Source organism: Ruegeria marina (genome assembly GCF_900101475.1).
GTDB classification, from domain to species: domain Bacteria; phylum Pseudomonadota; class Alphaproteobacteria; order Rhodobacterales; family Rhodobacteraceae; genus Ruegeria_B; species Ruegeria_B marina.
This window is the reverse complement of record NZ_FMZV01000002.1, coordinates 279,273-297,716: the sequence shown is the minus strand read 5'-3', so window position 1 is coordinate 297,716 and position 18,444 is coordinate 279,273. Positions and strand designations below refer to the sequence as shown.

21 protein-coding genes are annotated in these 18,444 nt (G+C 64.6%); 9 read left to right on the top strand and 12 right to left on the bottom strand.

Annotated elements, in window-relative coordinates:
• Positions 1-3: 3 nt before the first annotated feature.
• From paaD to BLT75_RS03750, 8 genes are all read right to left on the bottom strand, one after another.
• Positions 4-471, bottom strand: coding sequence for a 1,2-phenylacetyl-CoA epoxidase subunit PaaD (paaD, locus tag BLT75_RS03785; RefSeq protein WP_093028187.1), 468 nt, complete (start codon positions 469-471; stop codon positions 4-6).
• 41 nt (positions 472-512) lie between these two features.
• Complete coding sequence (paaC, locus tag BLT75_RS03780; protein ID WP_093027844.1) at positions 513-1,274, bottom strand: 1,2-phenylacetyl-CoA epoxidase subunit PaaC; 762 nt, start codon at positions 1,272-1,274, stop codon at positions 513-515.
• Complete coding sequence (gene paaB / locus BLT75_RS03775; RefSeq protein ID WP_093027842.1) at positions 1,274-1,558, bottom strand: 1,2-phenylacetyl-CoA epoxidase subunit PaaB; 285 nt, start codon at positions 1,556-1,558, stop codon at positions 1,274-1,276. Before paaB ends, paaC begins: the two co-directional genes overlap by 1 nt.
• Positions 1,559-1,640: 82 nt before the next feature.
• Positions 1,641-2,618, bottom strand: a complete 978-nt coding sequence (gene paaA / locus BLT75_RS03770; RefSeq protein ID WP_093027840.1) for a 1,2-phenylacetyl-CoA epoxidase subunit PaaA — start codon at positions 2,616-2,618, stop codon at positions 1,641-1,643.
• A 15-nt stretch (positions 2,619-2,633) separates the two neighbouring features.
• The gene (gene pcaF, locus BLT75_RS03765) at positions 2,634-3,836 is read right to left on the bottom strand and encodes a 3-oxoadipyl-CoA thiolase (protein ID WP_093027838.1); all 1,203 of its coding nucleotides are present in this window, start codon (positions 3,834-3,836) and stop codon (positions 2,634-2,636) included.
• 182 nt (positions 3,837-4,018) lie between these two features.
• On the bottom strand, positions 4,019-4,411 hold the full coding sequence (locus tag BLT75_RS03760; RefSeq protein ID WP_093027836.1) for a carboxymuconolactone decarboxylase family protein: 393 nt from the start codon (positions 4,409-4,411) through the stop codon (positions 4,019-4,021).
• Between the two features lie 87 nt (positions 4,412-4,498).
• Entirely contained in the window at positions 4,499-5,587 is a 1,089-nt protein-coding gene (locus tag BLT75_RS03755; protein WP_093027834.1) for an aromatic ring-hydroxylating oxygenase subunit alpha, read from the bottom strand.
• Positions 5,584-6,471 (bottom strand): MurR/RpiR family transcriptional regulator, encoded by an 888-nt coding sequence (locus BLT75_RS03750; protein ID WP_093027832.1) that lies wholly within the window; start codon positions 6,469-6,471, stop codon positions 5,584-5,586. Before BLT75_RS03750 ends, BLT75_RS03755 begins: the two co-directional genes overlap by 4 nt.
• A gap of 69 nt (positions 6,472-6,540) precedes the next feature.
• On the opposite strand from BLT75_RS03750, the gene BLT75_RS03745 reads away from it, so the two are divergent.
• From BLT75_RS03745 to BLT75_RS03720, 6 genes are all read left to right on the top strand, one after another.
• Positions 6,541-8,997 carry an FAD-dependent oxidoreductase gene (locus tag BLT75_RS03745; RefSeq protein ID WP_093028185.1) on the top strand — a complete coding sequence of 819 codons (2,457 nt, stop codon included), beginning with the start codon at positions 6,541-6,543 and terminating at the stop codon, positions 8,995-8,997.
• A gap of 123 nt (positions 8,998-9,120) precedes the next feature.
• Positions 9,121-9,642, top strand: coding sequence for an MDR/zinc-dependent alcohol dehydrogenase-like family protein (locus BLT75_RS03740; protein WP_143028512.1), 522 nt, complete (start codon positions 9,121-9,123; stop codon positions 9,640-9,642).
• Positions 9,639-10,217 (top strand): dimethylsulfonioproprionate lyase family protein, encoded by a 579-nt coding sequence (locus BLT75_RS03735; protein ID WP_093027828.1) that lies wholly within the window; start codon positions 9,639-9,641, stop codon positions 10,215-10,217. The genes BLT75_RS03740 and BLT75_RS03735 overlap by 4 nt, the downstream gene beginning before the upstream one ends.
• Positions 10,214-10,468, top strand: a complete 255-nt coding sequence (locus BLT75_RS03730; RefSeq protein ID WP_093027826.1) for a hypothetical protein — start codon at positions 10,214-10,216, stop codon at positions 10,466-10,468. Before BLT75_RS03735 ends, BLT75_RS03730 begins: the two co-directional genes overlap by 4 nt.
• Positions 10,465-11,571 (top strand): mandelate racemase/muconate lactonizing enzyme family protein, encoded by a 1,107-nt coding sequence (locus BLT75_RS03725; RefSeq protein ID WP_093027824.1) that lies wholly within the window; start codon positions 10,465-10,467, stop codon positions 11,569-11,571. The genes BLT75_RS03730 and BLT75_RS03725 overlap by 4 nt, the downstream gene beginning before the upstream one ends.
• Before the next feature lie 9 nt (positions 11,572-11,580).
• The gene (locus BLT75_RS03720; RefSeq protein ID WP_093027822.1) at positions 11,581-12,861 is read left to right on the top strand and encodes an aspartate aminotransferase family protein; all 1,281 of its coding nucleotides are present in this window, start codon (positions 11,581-11,583) and stop codon (positions 12,859-12,861) included.
• 13 nt (positions 12,862-12,874) lie between these two features.
• Here BLT75_RS03720 and BLT75_RS03715 read toward each other — a convergent pair whose 3' ends face one another.
• Positions 12,875-13,093 (bottom strand): DUF1127 domain-containing protein, encoded by a 219-nt coding sequence (locus BLT75_RS03715; protein WP_093028183.1) that lies wholly within the window; start codon positions 13,091-13,093, stop codon positions 12,875-12,877.
• Positions 13,094-13,340: 247 nt separating this feature from the next.
• Here BLT75_RS03715 and BLT75_RS03710 point away from each other — a divergent pair, with 247 nt between their 5' ends.
• Positions 13,341-14,177 carry a c-type cytochrome gene (locus BLT75_RS03710; protein WP_093027820.1) on the top strand — a complete coding sequence of 279 codons (837 nt, stop codon included), beginning with the start codon at positions 13,341-13,343 and terminating at the stop codon, positions 14,175-14,177.
• A 36-nt stretch (positions 14,178-14,213) separates the two neighbouring features.
• On the opposite strand, the gene BLT75_RS03705 is transcribed toward BLT75_RS03710, so the two are convergent.
• Both BLT75_RS03705 and BLT75_RS03700 read right to left on the bottom strand, forming a co-directional pair.
• Positions 14,214-14,609 carry a carboxymuconolactone decarboxylase family protein gene (locus BLT75_RS03705; RefSeq protein WP_093027818.1) on the bottom strand — a complete coding sequence of 132 codons (396 nt, stop codon included), beginning with the start codon at positions 14,607-14,609 and terminating at the stop codon, positions 14,214-14,216.
• 3 nt (positions 14,610-14,612) lie between these two features.
• Complete coding sequence (locus tag BLT75_RS03700; protein WP_093027816.1) at positions 14,613-15,431, bottom strand: cyclase family protein; 819 nt, start codon at positions 15,429-15,431, stop codon at positions 14,613-14,615.
• 195 nt (positions 15,432-15,626) lie between these two features.
• Between BLT75_RS03700 and BLT75_RS03695 the strand changes: the two genes are divergently transcribed.
• Entirely contained in the window at positions 15,627-16,277 is a 651-nt protein-coding gene (locus tag BLT75_RS03695) for a GntR family transcriptional regulator (RefSeq protein ID WP_093027814.1), read from the top strand.
• A gap of 81 nt (positions 16,278-16,358) precedes the next feature.
• Here BLT75_RS03695 and BLT75_RS03690 read toward each other — a convergent pair whose 3' ends face one another.
• Positions 16,359-17,072, bottom strand: coding sequence for a type 1 glutamine amidotransferase (locus BLT75_RS03690; RefSeq protein ID WP_093027812.1), 714 nt, complete (start codon positions 17,070-17,072; stop codon positions 16,359-16,361).
• A gap of 83 nt (positions 17,073-17,155) precedes the next feature.
• Between BLT75_RS03690 and BLT75_RS03685 the strand changes: the two genes are divergently transcribed.
• Complete coding sequence (locus BLT75_RS03685) at positions 17,156-18,415, top strand: cytochrome P450 (protein WP_093027809.1); 1,260 nt, start codon at positions 17,156-17,158, stop codon at positions 18,413-18,415.
• Positions 18,416-18,444: the final 29 nt, after the last annotated feature.

Below are 18,444 nucleotides of genomic sequence, written 5' to 3'. Positions count from 1 at the left end.
TCCTCAGATGCACTTGAAATAGTCGAAGGGTTCCAGGCAATCGGTGCAGCGCCAATGCGCCTTGCACGGGGTCGAGCCGAACTGGCTGACCTTTTCTACCGCCTTGCTGCCGCAATGGGGGCAACGCTCGGGGCCGCCGGCCGGTTGCGGCGGGGCGATCCCGTATTCCTCCAGCCTGGCGCGGCCCTTGTCGCTCAGCCAGTCGGTGGTCCAGGGTGGCGAGATCCGGGTTTCGATGCGGATATCCTCGATCCCCCGGTCCCGCAGCGCGGTTTCGATGTCCATCGCGATGATCGAGGTCGCGGGACAGCCCGAATAGGTCGGCGTGACCGCCACCGTCAGCGTGTCGCCCCGCCATTCCACATCGCGCACGATGCCCAGATCGACGACCGAGATCACCGGGATCTCGGGGTCGGGAACGGCATCCAGCCATTCCCATATCTGGTCTGTGCCGGGTCTTGCACCGGACATGGGTTCCTCCATCGAAATCGTGCCGCCGCTGCGAGCCATGCCTACCAGGTCGCGCCCGGATAGGCGCGTTGCAGCCATTGCATCTGGGTCAGCAGATGGCCCAGGTGTTCGGTATGCATGCGCCCGTTACGTCCGCCCTTATGGGCGAAATCCGACTTGGGCAGGCTCAGCGTGGCCTCGGCCATGGCCGCGCCGACCAGCGCGTCATAATCGGCGCGCAGGCTGGCCGGATCGGGCGCGATCCCTGCCGCGACCATTGCTTCATCCACCGCGTCGGCGGCGAACAGCTCGCCGACATAGGGCCAGAGGTAATCCAGCGCCTCCTGCATGCGGGCATGGCTTTCCTCGGTGCCGTCGCCCAGGCCCACCACCGTGTCGCGCGACCGTTCGACGTGATAGGTGACCTCTTTCACCGCCTTGGCGGCAATGGCCGCCACGCGTTCGTCCGAGGAGTTCATCAGCCGTTCCAGCATCAGCTTGTGCCAGGCGTCGAACAGGAACTGGCGCATCAGCGTGCGGCCGAAATCGCCGTTCGGCACCTCCACCAGCAGCACGTTGCGGAAATCCCAGGCGTCGCGCAGAAAGGCGAGATCGTCGGCGCTCTTGCCTTCGCCCTGAACCTCGCCCGCCAGCGCCAGCCACATCTGGGTCTGGCCGATCAGGTCCAGCGCCGTATTGGCCAGCGCGATATCCTCTTCCAGAACCGGCGCATGGCCGCACCATTCGCTGACCCGGTGCCCAAGCACCAGGGTATTATCCCCCATCCTGAGCAGGAATTGCAGGAATGCCTCGTCGCGGGTCATCACATCGCCCCCACTTCGTCGGGGATGTCGAAGAAGGTCGGGTGACGGTAGACCTTGCTTTCGCTGGGCTCATACAGCGGGCCCTTGTCGCTGGGCGAGCTGGCCGCGATATGCCGCGCCTCGACCACCCAGATGCTGACGCCCTCGTTGCGGCGGGTATAGACGTCGCGGGCATTCTTGATCGCCATTTCGGCGTCGGGCGCGTGCAGGCTGCCGACGTGCCGGTGGCTCATGCCGTGCTGGCCGCGGATAAAGACTTCCCAAAGAGGCCATTCGTTTTTCATCAGCCGGTCTCCTCCTGACTGGGCGCGGGGCAAGAGCCCGGTGGTTCCGACCGGGCGCCCTGCGCAAGGTTTTCCTTGTTCGTTACTCGGCGGCCACGCGGGCCGCGGCTTTCTTGCGGGCATGTGCCAGCAGACCGTCGCGCACCCATTTGCCGTCGTCCCAGGCTTTGTTGCGGGCGGCCAGCCGGTCGGTGTTGCAGGGGCCGTTGCCCTTGATCACATCGTAGAACTCCGACCAGTCCGGGTCGGTGTAATCGTAATGGCCGCGCTCCTCGTTCCATTTGATGCCGGGGTCCGGCAGGTCCAGACCCAGGAATTCGATCTGTGGCACGGTCTGATCGACGAACTTCTGACGCAACTCGTCATTCGTGTTCATCTTGATCTTCCATTTCATCGACTGTTCGGAATGGACCGAGTCCTTGTCCGAGGGGCCGAACATCATCAGCGAGGGGAACCACAGGCGGTTGAGCGCATCCTGCGCCATCCTGCGCTGCTCTGGCGTGCCCTCGGCCATCTTGCGGATCGCGTCGTAGCCCTGGCGCTGGTGAAAGCTCTCTTCCTTGCAGATGCGGATCATCGCACGGCTGTAGGGGCCGAACGAAGTCCGCTGCAGCGGCACCTGGTTCATGATCGCGGCGCCATCGACCAGCCAGCCCACCGCGCCGATGTCGGCCCAGTTGAGCGTCGGGTAATTGAAGATCGACGAATATTTCATGCGCCCGTCGAGCAGCATCTCGGTCAGCTCGTCGCGGGACACCCCAAGGGTTTCCGCCGCGCAGTAAAGATAGAGGCCGTGGCCCGCCTCGTCCTGCACCTTGGCCAGCAGGATCGCCTTGCGCTCCAGCGTCGGGGCACGGGTGATCCAGTTGCCCTCGGGCAGTTGGCCGACGATCTCGGAATGGGCGTGCTGGCCGATCTGCCGGATCAGCGTCTTGCGATAGCCTTCGGGCATCCAGTCCTTCGGCTCGATCTTTTCGCCGGCGTCGATGCGCGCCTGAAAGGCGGCAAGCCTTTCCGGGTCGTCATTCGTCGCCTCGGATTTCACCATCTGCGCATACATTCGGGCTCTCCTCCCTTATACACGTTCCAGGATCAGGGCCGCGCCCTGACCGACACCCACGCACATGGTGCAGAGCGCATAGCGTCCGCCCGTGCGTTGCAACTGATAGGCCGCCGTCATCACCAGACGCGCGCCCGACATGCCCAGCGGGTGGCCGATCGCGATGGCGCCGCCATTGGGGTTCACATGCGGCGCATCATCGGCAACCCCCAACTCCCGCAGAGTCGCCAGACCCTGCGAGGCGAAGGCTTCGTTCAACTCTATCACATCCATCTGCCCGATGGTGAGTCCCGCGCGCGCCAGAACCTTGCGGCTGGCGGGCACCGGGCCGATTCCCATCACCCGCGGCTCGACCCCGGCCACCGACATGCCGACAACGCGCGCAATCGGGGTCAGGCCGTTCTTCGCGGCGCTTGCCTCGTTGGCCAGAAGGATTGCCGCGGCGCCATCGTTCACGCCCGATGCATTGCCTGCGGTGACCGTCTTGTCGGCACCGTTCACACCCTTCAGCCTGGCCAGCTGATCCGCGCTGGTGCCGGGGCGCGGATGCTCGTCGGTGTCCACGACGATCGGGTCGCCCTTGCGCTGCGGAATGGTCACGGGCGTGATCTCGTCGGCGAACACACCGGCGGCATGCGCCGCGGCCCAGCGGGCCTGGCTGCGGGCGGCAAAGGCGTCCTGATCCGCGCGCGAAATCTGATAGTCCTCGGCCACATTGTCGGCGGTCTGCGGCATCGAGTCGGTGCCATACATCGCCTTCATCTTCGGGTTGACGAAACGCCAGCCGATGGTGGTGTCGTAGACCGCGTTGTCGCGGGTAAAGGCGCTGGTGGCCTTGGGCATGACAAAGGGCGCCCGGCTCATGCTCTCGACACCGCCGGCGACGGCCATGTCGTAATCGCCCGCCTTGATCGCACGTGCCGCCATGCCAACTGCATCCATGCCGCTGGCGCAGAGACGGTTGATGGTGGTGCCGGGCACGTCGACCGGCAGTCCGGCCAGCAGCGCGGCCATGCGCGCCACGTTGCGGTTGCTTTCACCGGCCTGGTTGGCATCGCCAAAGATCACGTCATCCAGGCTCGCCCAGTCCACCTGCGGGTTCCGGGCCATCAGCGCGGCCAGCGGCACGGCGGCCAGGTCATCGGTGCGCACCTGGCTCAGGGCACCGCCATACCGGCCGATCGGGGTGCGCTGCGCGTCGCAGATGAATGCGTCCATTGTCGTGATCTCTCCGTCTCCTTCGTCACCATTAGGTGACCGATTGGTCGGGTAATACGACGGAAAGTGATTCGCGGCAAGGTAAATGTAACGAAAAATGGGCCCACAATCGAAATCGGTAACGTGAGAGAGCGCGCATTAAAAAGGCCCGCAAAGCGGGCCTTTGAGGCAATGTGACCGTGTCAGATCTGTCCGTCTTCTTCCAGCACCTTGCGCGCGACCCTGAAACACTCCAGCGCCTGCGGGACCCCGCAATAGATGCCGACAACATGGATGATGGCGCGAATCTCTTCCTGGCTGACCCCGTTGTTCAGGGCACCCCTGCAATGAATTTCCCATTCGTGCATCTTGCCCAGAGCGCCGATCATGGCGAGGTTCATCATCGAGCGGGTCTTGGGCTCGATCACCTCGTCGCCCCAGCCAAAGCCCCAGCACCAGGCGGTCATCGCCTCCTGGAACGGGCGGGTGAAGTCATCGGCAGCGGAAAGGTTCCTTTCGACATATTCTGCCCCTAGCGTGCCTTTGCGTTGCGCCAGACCCTTTGTGAAAAGGTCTTCGTCGAAAATTCCGGTCATCCAGTTTTTCCCATGTTGTCGATAAAGAGCGAACCCCAAGATTTCTGAAAATCCTTGGGGCAAACTTTTCGGAAATAATTTGCCTTCTCAAGCTTCGACGGCGGCGCGCATCCATTTCTGCAAGGTGGCGATCGAATGCTCGGACATCACCCCGCAGGCCGGATCCAGAACCAGCGGTCCGGGCCGGTAGCCGCGCGACTTCAGGCCGCGATGCACCGATTCCACCAGTCTGATGTCCTCTTCGACCGTGGTCTGGCGGTCCTGCATCGCCAGTCTCCGGATCACCTCGTCGTCAACGCCGCCCACCGTGTACCAGCCGCGCCAGACGATGCAGTGATCCACGTCCACCGCCCGCCAGTGATAGGTGTTCAGCACATTGCCGGGATAGCACTGGAAGGAAAACATCGGCCACAGGAACCACGACCGGTAGTCGCCCGCGTGCGGCACGCTCAGGTCGATGGGATAGGTCATCCGGTCCAGGCTCTGGCATTCGGTCACGTGGCGCAGGACATAGCCCGTTGGCGACGGCTGGATGTCATAAGTCTCGGGCTTGACGACGCCGGTGGCAAACGTCGGGTGGTTAGTCGGGCAATGATAGCATTCCGAGTAGTTCTCGACGCTGACCTTCCAGTTGCAGGCTTCCGGAATCTCGACCCATTCCAGCGGTTCCAGCGCATCCACATGCGGCACAAAATCCGCCAGTTCCTCGCGTACGCCGGGATACCAGTCGTCCATCGGGGCGGCATCGTCGTCGAGATTGACAAAGATGAACCCGTGAAACAGCTCGGTCCGCACCGGGGTCAGGCAGATCTGTGACCGTTCGAATCCGGGCACCGCCATGGTGTTCGGCCCGGCGCGCAGTTCACCGGTCAGCTCATAGGTCCAGGCGTGATAGGGGCAGACCACGACGCGGGTATTGCCGCTGCCGGTGACCATCTCATGCGCCCGGTGCTGGCAGACGTTGTAGAAGGTGCGGATCTCGCCATCCCGCCCACGAATGCAGAACAGGCTTTCGCCGGCGATCTCGAAGGCGAAATAGTCGCCGCTGTTGCGCACCTGGCTGACGTGGCCGGCATATTGCCAGGTACGGGCCAGAAGCCCCCGCATTTCCTGCGCAAAGATGGCCGGATCGGTGTAATAGCGCGCATCGAGCGAGCGGGTGAGCGGGGCATTCATTCACGGTCCTCTGCATAAAGACCAAGCCGGTGGCGGCGCTGGTGGAATTTCTCGACCCGCTCGACGATCTCGTCGCTGGCCGAGGCGATGACAAAGGACAAGAGCGTCTCCAGCAAGGCGATGGTGGATACCGACGATGGAAAGAACTGCGGCGTATCGGCGGCCACCACAAAGGGGTGATCGGCCATCATGATGACCGGGCTGGCGCGGCTGTCCGAGATGCCGACGATGGTCAGCCCTTGGTCGCGGGCCAGTTTCACGGCCTCGATCACCTCGGTCCGGTAGGGTTTGCAGGTCATCGCGATCAGTACGTCCTGGCCATCGGCCCAGGCCAGATCATCGACCGCGTTCGATCCGGGCTGTGGGATGGCGTGAAACTGCTTCATGCCGGTCGAGGCGAGATAGGTGAAATTGCGCGCATTGGCGTTGTTCACCCCGACACCCAGGGTGAACACCTGCCGGCTGGCCCAGATCACCTCGGCCGCAGCGCGCAGCGCCTCGGCGTCGATCCCGCCAAAGGTCTCCTCGATATTGCGGATCGCGGAACCCACCATATCGGCATAAAGCTCGCCCAACGCGCCGGAGCGACCGATGTCCTGCAACCAGCGCGCCCGGTCGGGAAAGCTTGCCGTGCCCCGCCGGATCGCGTCGCGGAAGGGGGCGCGGAAATCCTCGTACCCGTCAAAGCCCACCTGCCGCGCCATGCGGACAAAGGTGTTGGGTTTCACATTAGCCGCCTCGGCAATTTCGCGCACGGTGGAAACCCCAACGTCGGCGGGATTTTCCAGCACATAACGGGCGGCCTTTTGCGCCTCTGGCGTAAGGGCGTCCCATTCTTCGGTAAGGCGGTCCAGAACCGCCGATGATACATTTGTGTCATTCATGATTGACGATGGTACAAATGTGGCATTAGCCTGTCGAGAGAAATCGCGACTCGTGAAGTGGAAAAATTCATGTCCCAGCAGAATCTGCCCACCCATGCGCGGGTGGTCATTGTCGGCGGCGGTGTCATGGGGGTGGGCCTAGCCTATCACCTGGCGCATGAAGGGTGGGGCGGTGATACCGTCCTGCTGGAAAAGGCCGAACTGACCAGCGGCAGCACCTGGCACGCGGCCGGGCAGATCACCCATTCGACCAGTTCTTTCGGCCTGGGCAAATGCGTCGATTACAACATTGGTCTCTACTCCGGGAAGCTGGAGGAAGAGACCGGACAGGCGGTCACCTGGCACGGCTGCGGTTCGTTCCGTCTCGCCTATACCGAGGACGAGATGGACTGGCTGCGCCACACGCTGTCGGTGGGCACCTCGCTCGGCTTCAACATCGAACTGGTCGGTCCGGACCGGATTGCCCAGTTGCACCCGTTCTACAATCTCGACGGCGTTCTGGGCGCGCTGCACACGCCCGATGACGGACATGTGGATCCGACCAACGTGACCATGGCGATGGCCGCGGGCGCCCGTCAAAAGGGCGTGCGCATCTTCCGCCACACCCGCGCCACCAACATCACGCAAGGCCCGACAGGAGAATGGGTGGTCGAAACCGAAAAGGGCACGATCACCTGCGAACACGTGGTCAACGCGGGCGGCACCTATGCGCGCCAGATGGGCGAATGGTCCGGCCTGCAACTGCCGATGACCTCGATGACGCACCATTATTTCGTCACCGAACCGGTGCCCGAATTCCAGAACCTCGACCGCGAACTGCCGGTCATCCGCGACGACCGCAAGGTCTCGGGCTACATCCGGATGGAGCAGAAACGCGGGTTGATCGGCATATACGAAAAGGCCAATCCCAACGCCGTCTGGATCGACGAATGCCCTTGGGATTATGAAAACTGGCTGTTCGATGCCGATTACGACCGGGTCATGCCCTGGCTCGAGGAGAGCCTCAACCGCATGCCGATCTTTGCCAATCTCGGCATCCAGCGCGAGGTACATGGCGCCATCAGCCACCCGCCCGACGGCAACCCGCTCATTGGCCCCGCGCCGGGGGTGCGCAACTACTGGTGCTGTTGCGGCACCCAGATCGGTATCGGCTGGGGGCCGGGCCTGACCCGCGAACTGGCGCGCTGGATCGTGCATGGGGCCGCCGACATCTCCATGCGCGATTTCGATCCGCGCCGGTTCGGCGCTTATGCCACCAAGGACTGGCAGGTGACCAAGGCCAAGGAAGATTACTGCCTGCGCCACGAGATCCCGTTTCCCCATTTCAACCGTCTTGCCGGGCGCCCGGTGAAACCCTCGCCGCTCTATGACCGTCTCAAGGCCAAGGGCGCGGTGTTCGAAGAGGTCTATGGCCACGAGCGCCCGCGCTGGTTCGCGCGTGGCATCGAGCAGCGCGACCATTACGGCTTTGGCCGCACCCCGGTGCATGACATGGTCGCCACTGAATGCACCGCTGTGCGCACCGCTGCCGGGATCATGGATATCTCGGCCTTTACCAAGGTCGAGGTCTCAGGCCCGGATGCCGCCGCGCTGCTTGACTACCTCACCGCCAACCGACTGCCGCGACAGGTGGGGGGCATCGCGCTCACCCATATGCTGAACCGGCGTGGCCGGATCGAGCTGGAAACTACGGTGGTGAAGCTGGGAGAGGACCGTTTCTACCTTGTCTGTGCCGCCTTCTTCGAACAGCGCCTGCTGGATCATCTGGTCGCACACCGGGGGACTGCGGATGTCACGGTCCGCAACCTCTCTACCGACTGGGCCGCGCTGGCCCTGAACGGTCCCCGGTCACGCGACATCCTGGCCGCCTGCACCGATGCCGACCTGTCGAATGCAGGTTTCAAATGGCTGACAGCGCGGCAGATCACCGTCGCGGGCCACCGCCTCTGGGCCCTGCGCATGTCCTATGCCGGCGAACTGGGGTGGGAGCTTCACATCCCGCGCGACCAAGCGCTTGCGGTCTATGATGCACTCTGGTCGGCGGGCGTGCCCCACGGCCTGACCGACTATGGCAGTTTCGCGATGAACGCGCTCCGCATGGAAAAGGCGTTCAAGGGCGCAGGCGAACTGACCAACGAGGTGACGCTGGCCGAGGCCGACGTGTTGCGCTTTGCTCGCACCGACAAGGACTATCTTGGCCGGGACAAGACGCTGAACGCAGGCAACCTGCCTTGGGTCTGCGCCTATCTCGAGATCGAGCCGGATGGCCACTACGATGGCAATGGCGGCGAGGCGGTCCGCCTCCTCGGCAAGGTGATCGGCTCCACCGCCTCGGTCGCCTACGGCCATACGGTCGGCAAGATCCTCGCCTTCGCCTATGTCAAACCGCAGGCGAACATCCCTGGCGCCGAGGTCGAGGTGGTCATCGCCGGCCAGCCGCGCAAGGGCCGCATCCTGGGCGCCCCCGCCTATGACCCCGACAGCCTGCGCCCGCGCGCGGATGTCGTCCACGAGGCGGCGGAATGACCCCTGTCTTTCAACTTTTCCCAAATACTCCGGGGGAGTCCCGGTCAGGGACGGGGAGCAGCGCCCCCGATTCCTCCGCTGAGGCAGGGAACCCTTATGACCCTGTCCGCCACGATGAGGGCCATGGTACTCACTGATCACGGCGGCCTGAACCGCTCTGAATGGCGCACCGACTGGCTGCGCCCGGAACCGGCCCTGAATGAGGTGCTGATCCGTGTGGGGGCCTGCGGCCTCAACACCACCGATGTGAATACCCGCACCGGCTGGTATGCCAAGGCAGTGAGCGAGGCGGTCACCGGCCACGCCCCTGCCGAACTGCGGGGCTGCCGGGGCATGGTCAACGGTTGGCTGCGCGACCGGGACGATCCCGACAACAAGAACGGGACAGGCTATTCCGGCTCAGAACGCGATCGCGGTTTCGCTGAATATTGTGTCGCCGACACCTGCGGTGTCGAGCCGGTCGAAAGCCCGCTGGGCGATGCCGAAACTGCGACCGTTGCCTGTTCCCGTTCGGCCGCCGAAGGCATGCTCGCGCACGCAGAGGTCGGCCCCGGCGACACGGTTCTGGCGCCTGACGACCTGCGCGCAGCCCAGCAGGTCTATATCGAAAAGACCCATGCCAGCAACATCTTGGTGATCCAATGACCCTGAACCACGTCCTCGCGGCCGCCCGCGCCCTGCATGCGGCCCATCCCGATCTGGCCGGTTTCGCCCCCTGGCCTGACGATCTCGAACCCGTCGAGTGCATTCCGGTGCCTGTTCCCGCAACCGGTCTGGTCGCAGGTTTCGACCTTCCCGGAACCCCGCTTACCCAACCCCTGATCGACGCCATCCGCGCCACCGTGCACCTGGCCCGCTGGACCCGCACCTATTCCGAGGCCGAGGTCGGCGCTGACTTTCTGAACCGTTACGGATATTACGAACTCTTCGGTCCGACCGGCCATTTCCATTCGACCCGTTTGCGCGGCTATGTCGCCTATTGGGGCGAAGGTCTGACATATGATTGGCACCGTCACGAGGCCGAGGAGATCTACCTCGTTCTGGCCGGTGGGGCCAGGTTCCGCTCTGCGGAGGACAGTATCGAAACCGGCCCCGGCCAGACCCGTGCCCATGTCAGTTGGCAATTCCACGCGATGGACACAACCGACCGTCCCGTCCTCACCTTCGTGCTCTGGCGCGGTGCCGGAATGGCCGGTCACGCCCGGATAGACGCGGCATGATCTTCATCTTTTTCAAGATACTCCCGCCGGACGCACTATTCCTGACCGGCCGGAGCCTACTCGATTTCGCCCTGTCGATCGGCCGGCAGATGCATATCGAGGATGTGGGCGGCGGCGCGCTGGCCGATATTGCCTCGGTTCGCCTGGCGGCCTCTGCGCCCGGCAGCCACCGGCTGGCCAGCCGGCTCTGTCACGATCACCCTGTCGCCGATCCGGCGGCGCGGGGCAAACCCGTGGTGGCCTACGCATGACACGGATCACCCGCATATCGCTCTGGCACGTGCCGCTGACCAGCCATACCGCCTATTACATGGCGGGCGGCAAGACCTGCGATACCGTGGAAACCGTGGTCCTGGCATTCGACACCGATTCCGGCCTGACCGGCTGGGGCGAGGTCTGCCCGATCCCGCATTACCTGCCCGCCTATGCGCGCGGCGTGGCCCCGGCGCTGACCGAGCTGGCCCCGGTGCTGCTGGGCGCGGACCCGATCGGGCCCGAGGCGCTGATGGCACGGGCAGACCGGCACCTGCCGGGACACCGCTATGCCAAGTCGGCCATCGACATCGCGCTCTGGGACCTGACGGGGCAGGCGGCCGGCCTGCCGCTCTACGCCCTGCTCGGCGGGCGGCAGGCCGGGACCATGCCGCTCTATCACTCGATCACCTGCATCGCGCCCGAGGAGATGGCCCGCATCGCCCGCGCGGCGCAGGCTCAGGGCATCACCCAGTTCCAGGTCAAGCTGGGCGCCGATGGCGACTGGCAGGCCGATGTCGCGCGCCTGTCCCTTGTGCGCGAGGCGGTGGGCAACGGCCCGCTGGTCTATGGCGACTGGAACTGCGGCGCCACCTCGCTCGATGCCACCCGTGTCGGCCGCGCGGTGGCGTATCTCGACATCATGCTGGAACAACCCTGCGCCACGATTGAGGATTGCGCGCGTGTGCGCGCCGCCTCCGGCCTGCCGATGAAACTGGACGAGACCGCCCATGACACCGACAGCCTGCTCAAGGGCCACGCGCTGGGCTGCATGGACGCGGTGGCGCTGAAGCTCAGCAAGTTCGGCGGCCTCTCCGCCACCCGACGGGCACGCGACCTGTGCCTGCACCTGGGGGCAAAGATGTGTATCGAAGACACTTGGGGCTCTGACATCACCACCGCTGCCCTGCTGCATCTGGGCGCCGCGACCGATCCCGCCCGTCTGCTCAACGTCTGCGACCTGTCGGGCTATGTCGCGCCCCGCCTTGCCCCGGATGCGCCGGTGCGCAAGGCTGGCCGCATCGCCCCGCCCGAGGGGCCGGGCCTCGGCGTCTCGCCCGACCGCGACAATCTTGGCGCACCCGACCTGATCCTGGACTAGGAGGTTCCCATGCTCACCACACTCAGCCAATCCGATTGGGCCGCCCGCGCCCGCGCCGTCCTGCCTGGCGGGGGTTTCGGCAATTTCGATCCCTCTCTCTTCATCCGCGAAGGTCACGGCAGCCGGGTTTGGGACGAGGACGGCAAGGAATATGTCGACCTGCTGATCGGCTCCGGCCCCATGCTTCTGGGCCATGGCCACCCCGAGGTTCTGGAGGCGGTCGCCGAACAGTTGCCGCGCGGCATGACCTTTTTCGCCAACAATGCCGCCGGCGTTGAACTGGCCGAGGAAATCTGCCGCGCCGTGCCCTGCGCCGAGCAGATCCGCTATGTCTCCTCGGGTGGCGAGGCCGACATGTATGCCATCCGTCTCGCCCGCGCCTTTACCGGCCGCGACCGGATCGTGAAGTTCGAAGGCGGCTATCACGGGATGAGCGCCGAGGCGCAGATGAGCCTTGCGCCCGCCCGGATGGTGAACTTTCCACAGGCGGTGCCCGACAGCGCAGGTATTCCCGAAAGCGTCCGCGCCGAGATGCTGATCGCGCCGTTCAACGACCCCGATTACATCCGCTCCCTGCTGGCCGAGCATGGTGACAAGGTCGCCGCGATCATCGTCGAGCCGTTGCAGCGGATCATCCCGCCGGAACCGGGGTTCCTGCAGCTCCTGCGGGACGAGGCCGACAGATACGGCATCGTGCTGATCTTCGACGAGATCGTCACCGGGTTCCGCCTGGCCTATGGCGGCGCACAGGAGGCTTACGGCGTACAACCCGACATCGCCACGCTGGGCAAGATCATCGGCGGCGGTTTCCCGCTCGCGGCCATTGCGGGCCGGGCCGACATCATGGCGCATTTCGACAAGACCGCCGTGGGTGCCGACAGGTGGCTGATGCAGCTTGGCACGCTGTCGGGCAATCCGGTGGCGGCGGTTGCGGGGCTCAAGACGATGGAAATCCTGCGCCGCGAAGGCCAGTACGCCCGGTTGCGCGACAACGGGCGGCGGCTGATGCGCATGGCCTCGGCCGCGCTGGAGGCGCAGGGCGTCGCGCATCGCGTGGTGGGGGACCCGACCCTGTTCGAGATCGTGTTCACCAAGGGGGAGGTGCGCGACTATCGCGACGTGTTCTCCGCCGATACCGCGCGCGGCGCGCAATTCAACAAGGTGTTGATACAGGAGGGGCTGTTCAAGTCGCCGGGCAAGACCTATCCGTCACTGGCTCTAACCGAGGACGACTTTGCCCTGGCCGAGGCCGCCTATGCCAAGGCGGCCGCAGCAATTGCCGAAATCTGAGGTCGGGGCCGGTTCAGATCCACGTGCCCATCACGCGGCGAACGATATCCTCGCGGCGCAGGCCGCGTTCGGCCAGTTCCGCATCGTTGAGCGCGGACAGCGCGTTGATCTGGCGGACCTTTGAATTGGCTTCCCCGATCCGAACCAGTGCGTTGAAAATGCCGGCAATGATATCTGCGGCCACACCGGGCAGGGCGGTCAGGGAACGGGTGGTAGCGGTCGAATGAGCCATCTTGTCCTCGAACAACGGGTAAATCTGCGTTGCCCTGAACCTATGCTGCAAATGCAGCATGAACCACCACCGTCAGGACATAGCCGACGTGCAGAATCCGCAAATCTGCATTCCACACACCGTTTTCGCGCGCGCATGCACAGGGTTTGACAGAATGTCGCACCCATGAAATGCTGAATTATCCAACTTCTTGGGAAAACAGGATTTTGGGCAGACATTGGGTCCGACAGAAGGGAGGGAGGCGGGAATGAAATTCCTTATCGTAACTGCGGTGTTCACGGCGCTTGCCGGCGTGGCGCAGGCCGCACCGAGCGTCGAGCGCGGCGAATACCTGGTTCAGGGGCCGATGGGCTGTGGCAACTGCCATACGCCCTTCGGATCACAGGGGCTGGACATGAGCATGGACCTCGGCGGGCGCGTCGTCGAAGACAACAAACATTTTACCGCGATTTCGGCAAACATCACGCCTGGCGGCCGCGTCTCGGGCTGGAGCGACGCCGAACTGGCCCGCGCCATCCGGGAATGCATCCGGCCAGACGGGTCGCTGATCGGCCCGCCGATGCCCTGCGCCGTCTATCGCGGCATCGGGGACGAGGATCTGGCCTCGGTGGTGATGTACCTGCGCACCGTGCCCGCGGTGCAGCACGATCCGGGCCAGTCCACCTACAACATCCCGCTGCCGCCGGCCTATGGGCCGCCGGTCGACAGCGTCACCGCGCCCGAGCGGGCGGCGACCGCCGAATACGGCGCCTATCTGGCCGGTCCTGTCGCCCATTGCATCGAATGCCATTCGCCGATCGGACCGCAGGGGCCGATGCTGGATGCGGCGAACCTCGGTTCCGGCGGGTATGAATTCGTCGGCCCCTGGGGTTCCGTCGTTGGTCCGAACATCACCAGCCATGCCGACGGGCTGGCCGGGTATAGCGACGACGAGATCAAGACCATCGTGACCAAGGGACTGCGACCGGGCGACGCGCCGATGATGCCGCCGATGCCCTATCCTTATTTCTCACGGTTCACGGAAACCGATCTGGATGCTCTGGTGGCCTATCTGCGGGTGATGCCACCCTTGCCGGGCAACTGATCCGAGCAGGCCGGCCGCCCTTGGGCGGCCGCGCCATCATGCCCTGAACGAATCGTCCACCGGCACCTGCAATCCGGTGACGATGCCATTGGTCTGCATCGCCATGCCGATCACCGCCAGCAACTCGCCGTGCTGCGCCGGTGTCATGCCCTTGGCGCGGGCGGCGGCGGTGTGGGAATGCACGCAGTATTCGCAGCCGTTGGCGGTGGAGACGGCGATATAGATCAATTCCTTTACCAGAGGGTCCAGCGAACCGGGCCCCATCACCACCTTCAGCCGCTCCCAGGTCGCGCGCAGCCGCGCGGGGTCATGCGCCAGCGCCCGCCAGAAATTGTTGACGTAATCGGTGCCGCGGGTGGCGCGGATATCGTCGAAGACGGCCAGCGCCTCGGCGCTGGCCTCCTCGTCACTCAGCAGAGGGACAGTCGCCATGGATCAGACCATGGCGAAGATGCGTGCCGGGCCACCCGAGCCGCCGCGATGATTGGGTGCGCCCACGATCAGCGTCGCACCGCTGGCGGGCACCTTGTCGAGATTGGCAAGGTTCTCGATGCCGTAGCGGTTGGTCGGCAGCCAGGCGTAATGGGTCGCGAAATCCGCCGAAGGGCCGTGATCCAGCGACAGGGTATCAACCGCGATGGCCACGGCGCCGGTCTCCTCGATCAGCATCTGCGCCGCCTCGACGTGGAAGCCGGGGAAATGCATCTTGCCCTCGCTGTCGGCGTTGCGGAAGCCGGGACCGCCGGTCTTGCCGCCCCAGCCCGAATGCATCGCCACACAGGCGCCGTCAGGGATCGGGCCATGGGCGCTGATCCAGGCCCGGAGGTCATCCGGCGTGACCTGCGCATCGGCATCGGCGGCGGCCTTCTCGTGGATATGCACCACGCAGAGCGGGCAGACGAGGTTCGCCAGCGGGATCTCGTCCACCGACTGGCCATCGGCCGAGAAATGCAGCGGCGCGTCGACATGGGTGCCGGTATGCTCGTTCACGCTCAGCGTGAACAGGTTGAAACCGTGTTCCTTGAAATTGAAATTCTGGGTGGCCTCAATGCCGGGCGTCCCGAAATAGGTCGGAAAATCGGCGTCGTAGACATGGGTCATGTCGACCACGCCGCCATGGCCGGCCGCCATTGCCGCCGGGGCGGTGGCGGTTCCCAGCGCCGCGCCAGCCGCCACGGCGGCGCTGGCCTTGAACAGGTCCCGGCGGGACAGCATTCGCTCCTTGACCGCGTTCATCACGCAAATGTCACACATTAATCTTCTCCCTGGTTTACAGATTCTGCCGCGATGGGTTCTTCCTGCCTGCAGGCAGCCTAGCACAGTTGTGCCAAATCCCGGTCATGTGTTTGTGGCGTATCGGAAAACCGGGTCACATCGGCGCTTGGCGATCCGTTGCGCCGAGGGCCGACAGCGCATAACCTGCGGGCCGGTACGGGAGAGGGTTGATCGATGGCAGGACAGACGGAGCAGGTGATCAACGGGGTGCTCGAAGATATCGAGCATGGACGGCTGGGCCCCGGTGACGTCTTGGAGGAAACCGCGCTGATCGACCGGCACGGCGTGTCGCGCACCCCGGTGCGCGAGGCCTTCATCCAGCTCGAAACACTGGGATTGATCCGCCGGCTGCCGCGCAAGGGGGCGGTGGTGTTCAAGCCGACGCTGGAGGAGTTCCTGGCCATCCTGGAGGTCCACGCCCGGCTCGAAGGGCTGGCGGCGGGGCTTGCGGCGCGGCGGATGAATGCCGCGCAGGCGGCCGAGCTGGAGGCGGTGGTCGCCGCCTGCGAGGCACATGCCCGCGACAAGGGCGATGGCGACCCGTTCGGCTATTACCGGCTGAACCTGAAGTTCCACAAAACCGTGGCGCTGGGGTCGGGAAACCCCTATCTGGTCGAGATGATCAAGACCCATGCGCGCAAGCTCCTGGCCTATTACCGGGCGCGCTACAGCTATCCCGGCTCGATCCCCGCCTCGGCCCGCGAACATCGCGAGATCGCAACGCTGATCTTCGACCGGCGGCGGGAGGAGGCCGAGGCCGCCATGGCCCGGCATGTGCAGTTCGACCAGGTGACGGTGATGGACCTGCTGGCGGCACTGGGGTGATCCCGCCCGGGCCGTTGCGCGGCCGAGGGGGCGGGATTTGAGTATTTTTGACCAGAAAGAAGCAGCAGGTAGTGCCGCGCCTCAGGCCGGGCGCGCCTGTTCGAAGAAGCGCGCGATGCTTTCGGCAAAGGCGTCCATGTCCGAATGGTCAGAGAGCGAGGCCATGGCCTGCGCATGCGCCGTGTGTCCCAGGTCGCTCGCCATTTCTTCGGTCAGGGCGGTGATGAAGTCGTGGGTCATCTCGGGGTGGTGCTGGGTGGTATAGATACGGTCGCCGATGGCAAAGCCGGAAATGGGGCAATCCGGTCCCTGCATGATGGCGGTCGCGCCGGCGGGCAGGGCAGTCACCTGCTCCACATGGCTGCCGTAGAGCCGGACCTCGTCCGGCAGGTCGCGCGCCCAGACGGGTCGTTCGAGCATGCGGTTGCGGGTCAGCCCTTGTACCCAGCCGCCGGGGTTGCGGCCGATCCGGCCCCCCAGGGCCAAGGCAATCGCCTGATGCCCGAAACAGGCGCCGAATATGGGGATCTGGCGGCTGTGCATGTCGCGGATCAGCTCCAGCAGCCGTCCGATCCACGGCGCCGTGCCCAGCACCGAGGCGGGGCTGCCGGTGATCATCGCCCCGTCGATCCCGTCGAGCGTTTCGGGGAACTGCCCGTCCTTCACGGCAAAGACCGATGTTGTCCAAGCGGGCCGCGCGCGCCGGATCAGGGCGGTGAATTTCTCGCCGTCCCTGGGGTGGGCGCGGGCAAATTCGCTTTCATCCGTGTTGGTCATCAGGATCGCCAAGTGCATGATCTTCCCCGAGAGATTTTCGTTTACATATTTATGAGTTCTTATAATATACACATGTTAACGGAGCGAGGAAAGGTAAAAACATGACGGTCTGGACGCCCACGGACGACGGCTATGCCGATCTGACCAGCCATGACGCCTTTGCCGAGGGGGCGCCGCACAACACCTTTGCCCGCCTGCGCCGCGAGGATCCGCTGCACTGGACCGAATATGCCGATGGTCAGGATTTCTGGTCGATCACCCGGCATGCCGATATCGCCGAGATGAACAAGAACACGGGCGTCTTCTCCTCGGCGCGCGGCATCCGGATGGAGGATCAGACCTATGAGGAATACCTCGCCCGCCGCACCTTTCAGGAGACCGACCCGCCGGAGCACAGCCAGACCCGGATGAAGCTGATGAAGGCGTTCTCGCGCACCACCATGGCGCAATACGAGGACGACATCCGCGCGATCTGCGTCGATATTCTGGACGAGGTGCTGGACAAGGGCACGTTCGACGCCACCAAGGAGATCGCCCGCCAGCTGCCGATGCGGATGCTGGGCCGGATCGTCGGCCTGCCCGATGCCGATCTGCCCTGGCTGGTGGAAAAGGGCGACGCGCTGATCGCCAATACCGATCCCGATTTCACCACCCATGTGCTCGACAAGCTCGATACCGATGAATTCCGCATGATGCCGTTCAACTCGCCCGCCGGGGCCGAACTGTATCTCTATGCCAGGGACCTGATGGAGAAGAAGGAGAGGGCGGGCGATACCTCGGGCGTGCTGCACATGATCCTGCAACCCTCCAAGGACGGGTCGGTGATCAGCGATACCGAGTTCCGCAATTTCTTCTGCCTCGTGGTGGCGGCGGGCAACGACACCACCCGCTATTCCATCGCCGCCGGTATCCAGGCCATGTGCCACCAGCCCGAGCTGCTGGAGCAGATGCGGGCGGGCGGCGACATCTGGGAGACCGCGCCGGACGAGATCATCCGCTGGGCGACACCGGCGCTCTATTTCCGGCGTACCGCGCTTCAGGATCACGAGATGCATGGCAAGACGATCCGCGCAGGCGACAAGGTGCTGTACTGGTGGTCCTCGGCCAACCGCGACGAGACGGTGTTCGACGACCCGTTCCGGGTCGATCTCTACCGCAACCCGAACCGGCATCTGAGTTTCGGCCAGGGTGGACCGCATGTCTGCCTGGGCATGTGGCTGGCCCGGCTTGAGGTCAAAGTGCTGTTCCAGGAGCTGGCCAAGCGGTTAAGGTCGATCGAACCGGCAGGGCCACACAGGTTCCTGCGCTCGAATTTCGTGGGCGGCATCAAGGAACTGCCGGTCACCGTTACCTGCGCCTGACACCGGGCACAACAGGCTCAGAGGGAGGA

Bases quoted from the DNA above. Each gene is read 5' to 3' on its own strand.
- paaD (WP_093028187.1), bottom strand. From the start codon at position 471: ATGTCCGGTGCAAGACCCGGCACAGACCAGATATGGGAATGGCTGGAT.
- paaC (WP_093027844.1), bottom strand. From the start codon at position 1,274: ATGACCCGCGACGAGGCATTCCTGCAATTCCTGCTCAGGATGGGGGAT.
- paaB (WP_093027842.1), bottom strand. From the start codon at position 1,558: ATGAAAAACGAATGGCCTCTTTGGGAAGTCTTTATCCGCGGCCAGCAC.
- paaA (WP_093027840.1), bottom strand. From the start codon at position 2,618: ATGTATGCGCAGATGGTGAAATCCGAGGCGACGAATGACGACCCGGAA.
- pcaF (WP_093027838.1), bottom strand. From the start codon at position 3,836: ATGGACGCATTCATCTGCGACGCGCAGCGCACCCCGATCGGCCGGTAT.
- BLT75_RS03760 (WP_093027836.1), bottom strand. From the start codon at position 4,411: ATGACCGGAATTTTCGACGAAGACCTTTTCACAAAGGGTCTGGCGCAA.
- BLT75_RS03755 (WP_093027834.1), bottom strand. From the start codon at position 5,587: ATGAATGCCCCGCTCACCCGCTCGCTCGATGCGCGCTATTACACCGAT.
- BLT75_RS03750 (WP_093027832.1), bottom strand. From the start codon at position 6,471: ATGAATGACACAAATGTATCATCGGCGGTTCTGGACCGCCTTACCGAA.
- BLT75_RS03745 (WP_093028185.1), top strand. From the start codon at position 6,541: ATGTCCCAGCAGAATCTGCCCACCCATGCGCGGGTGGTCATTGTCGGC.
- BLT75_RS03740 (WP_143028512.1), top strand. From the start codon at position 9,121: ATGGTACTCACTGATCACGGCGGCCTGAACCGCTCTGAATGGCGCACC.
- BLT75_RS03735 (WP_093027828.1), top strand. From the start codon at position 9,639: ATGACCCTGAACCACGTCCTCGCGGCCGCCCGCGCCCTGCATGCGGCC.
- BLT75_RS03730 (WP_093027826.1), top strand. From the start codon at position 10,214: ATGATCTTCATCTTTTTCAAGATACTCCCGCCGGACGCACTATTCCTG.
- BLT75_RS03725 (WP_093027824.1), top strand. From the start codon at position 10,465: ATGACACGGATCACCCGCATATCGCTCTGGCACGTGCCGCTGACCAGC.
- BLT75_RS03720 (WP_093027822.1), top strand. From the start codon at position 11,581: ATGCTCACCACACTCAGCCAATCCGATTGGGCCGCCCGCGCCCGCGCC.
- BLT75_RS03715 (WP_093028183.1), bottom strand. From the start codon at position 13,093: ATGGCTCATTCGACCGCTACCACCCGTTCCCTGACCGCCCTGCCCGGT.
- BLT75_RS03710 (WP_093027820.1), top strand. From the start codon at position 13,341: ATGAAATTCCTTATCGTAACTGCGGTGTTCACGGCGCTTGCCGGCGTG.
- BLT75_RS03705 (WP_093027818.1), bottom strand. From the start codon at position 14,609: ATGGCGACTGTCCCTCTGCTGAGTGACGAGGAGGCCAGCGCCGAGGCG.
- BLT75_RS03700 (WP_093027816.1), bottom strand. From the start codon at position 15,431: ATGTGTGACATTTGCGTGATGAACGCGGTCAAGGAGCGAATGCTGTCC.
- BLT75_RS03695 (WP_093027814.1), top strand. From the start codon at position 15,627: ATGGCAGGACAGACGGAGCAGGTGATCAACGGGGTGCTCGAAGATATC.
- BLT75_RS03690 (WP_093027812.1), bottom strand. From the start codon at position 17,072: ATGCACTTGGCGATCCTGATGACCAACACGGATGAAAGCGAATTTGCC.
- BLT75_RS03685 (WP_093027809.1), top strand. From the start codon at position 17,156: ATGACGGTCTGGACGCCCACGGACGACGGCTATGCCGATCTGACCAGC.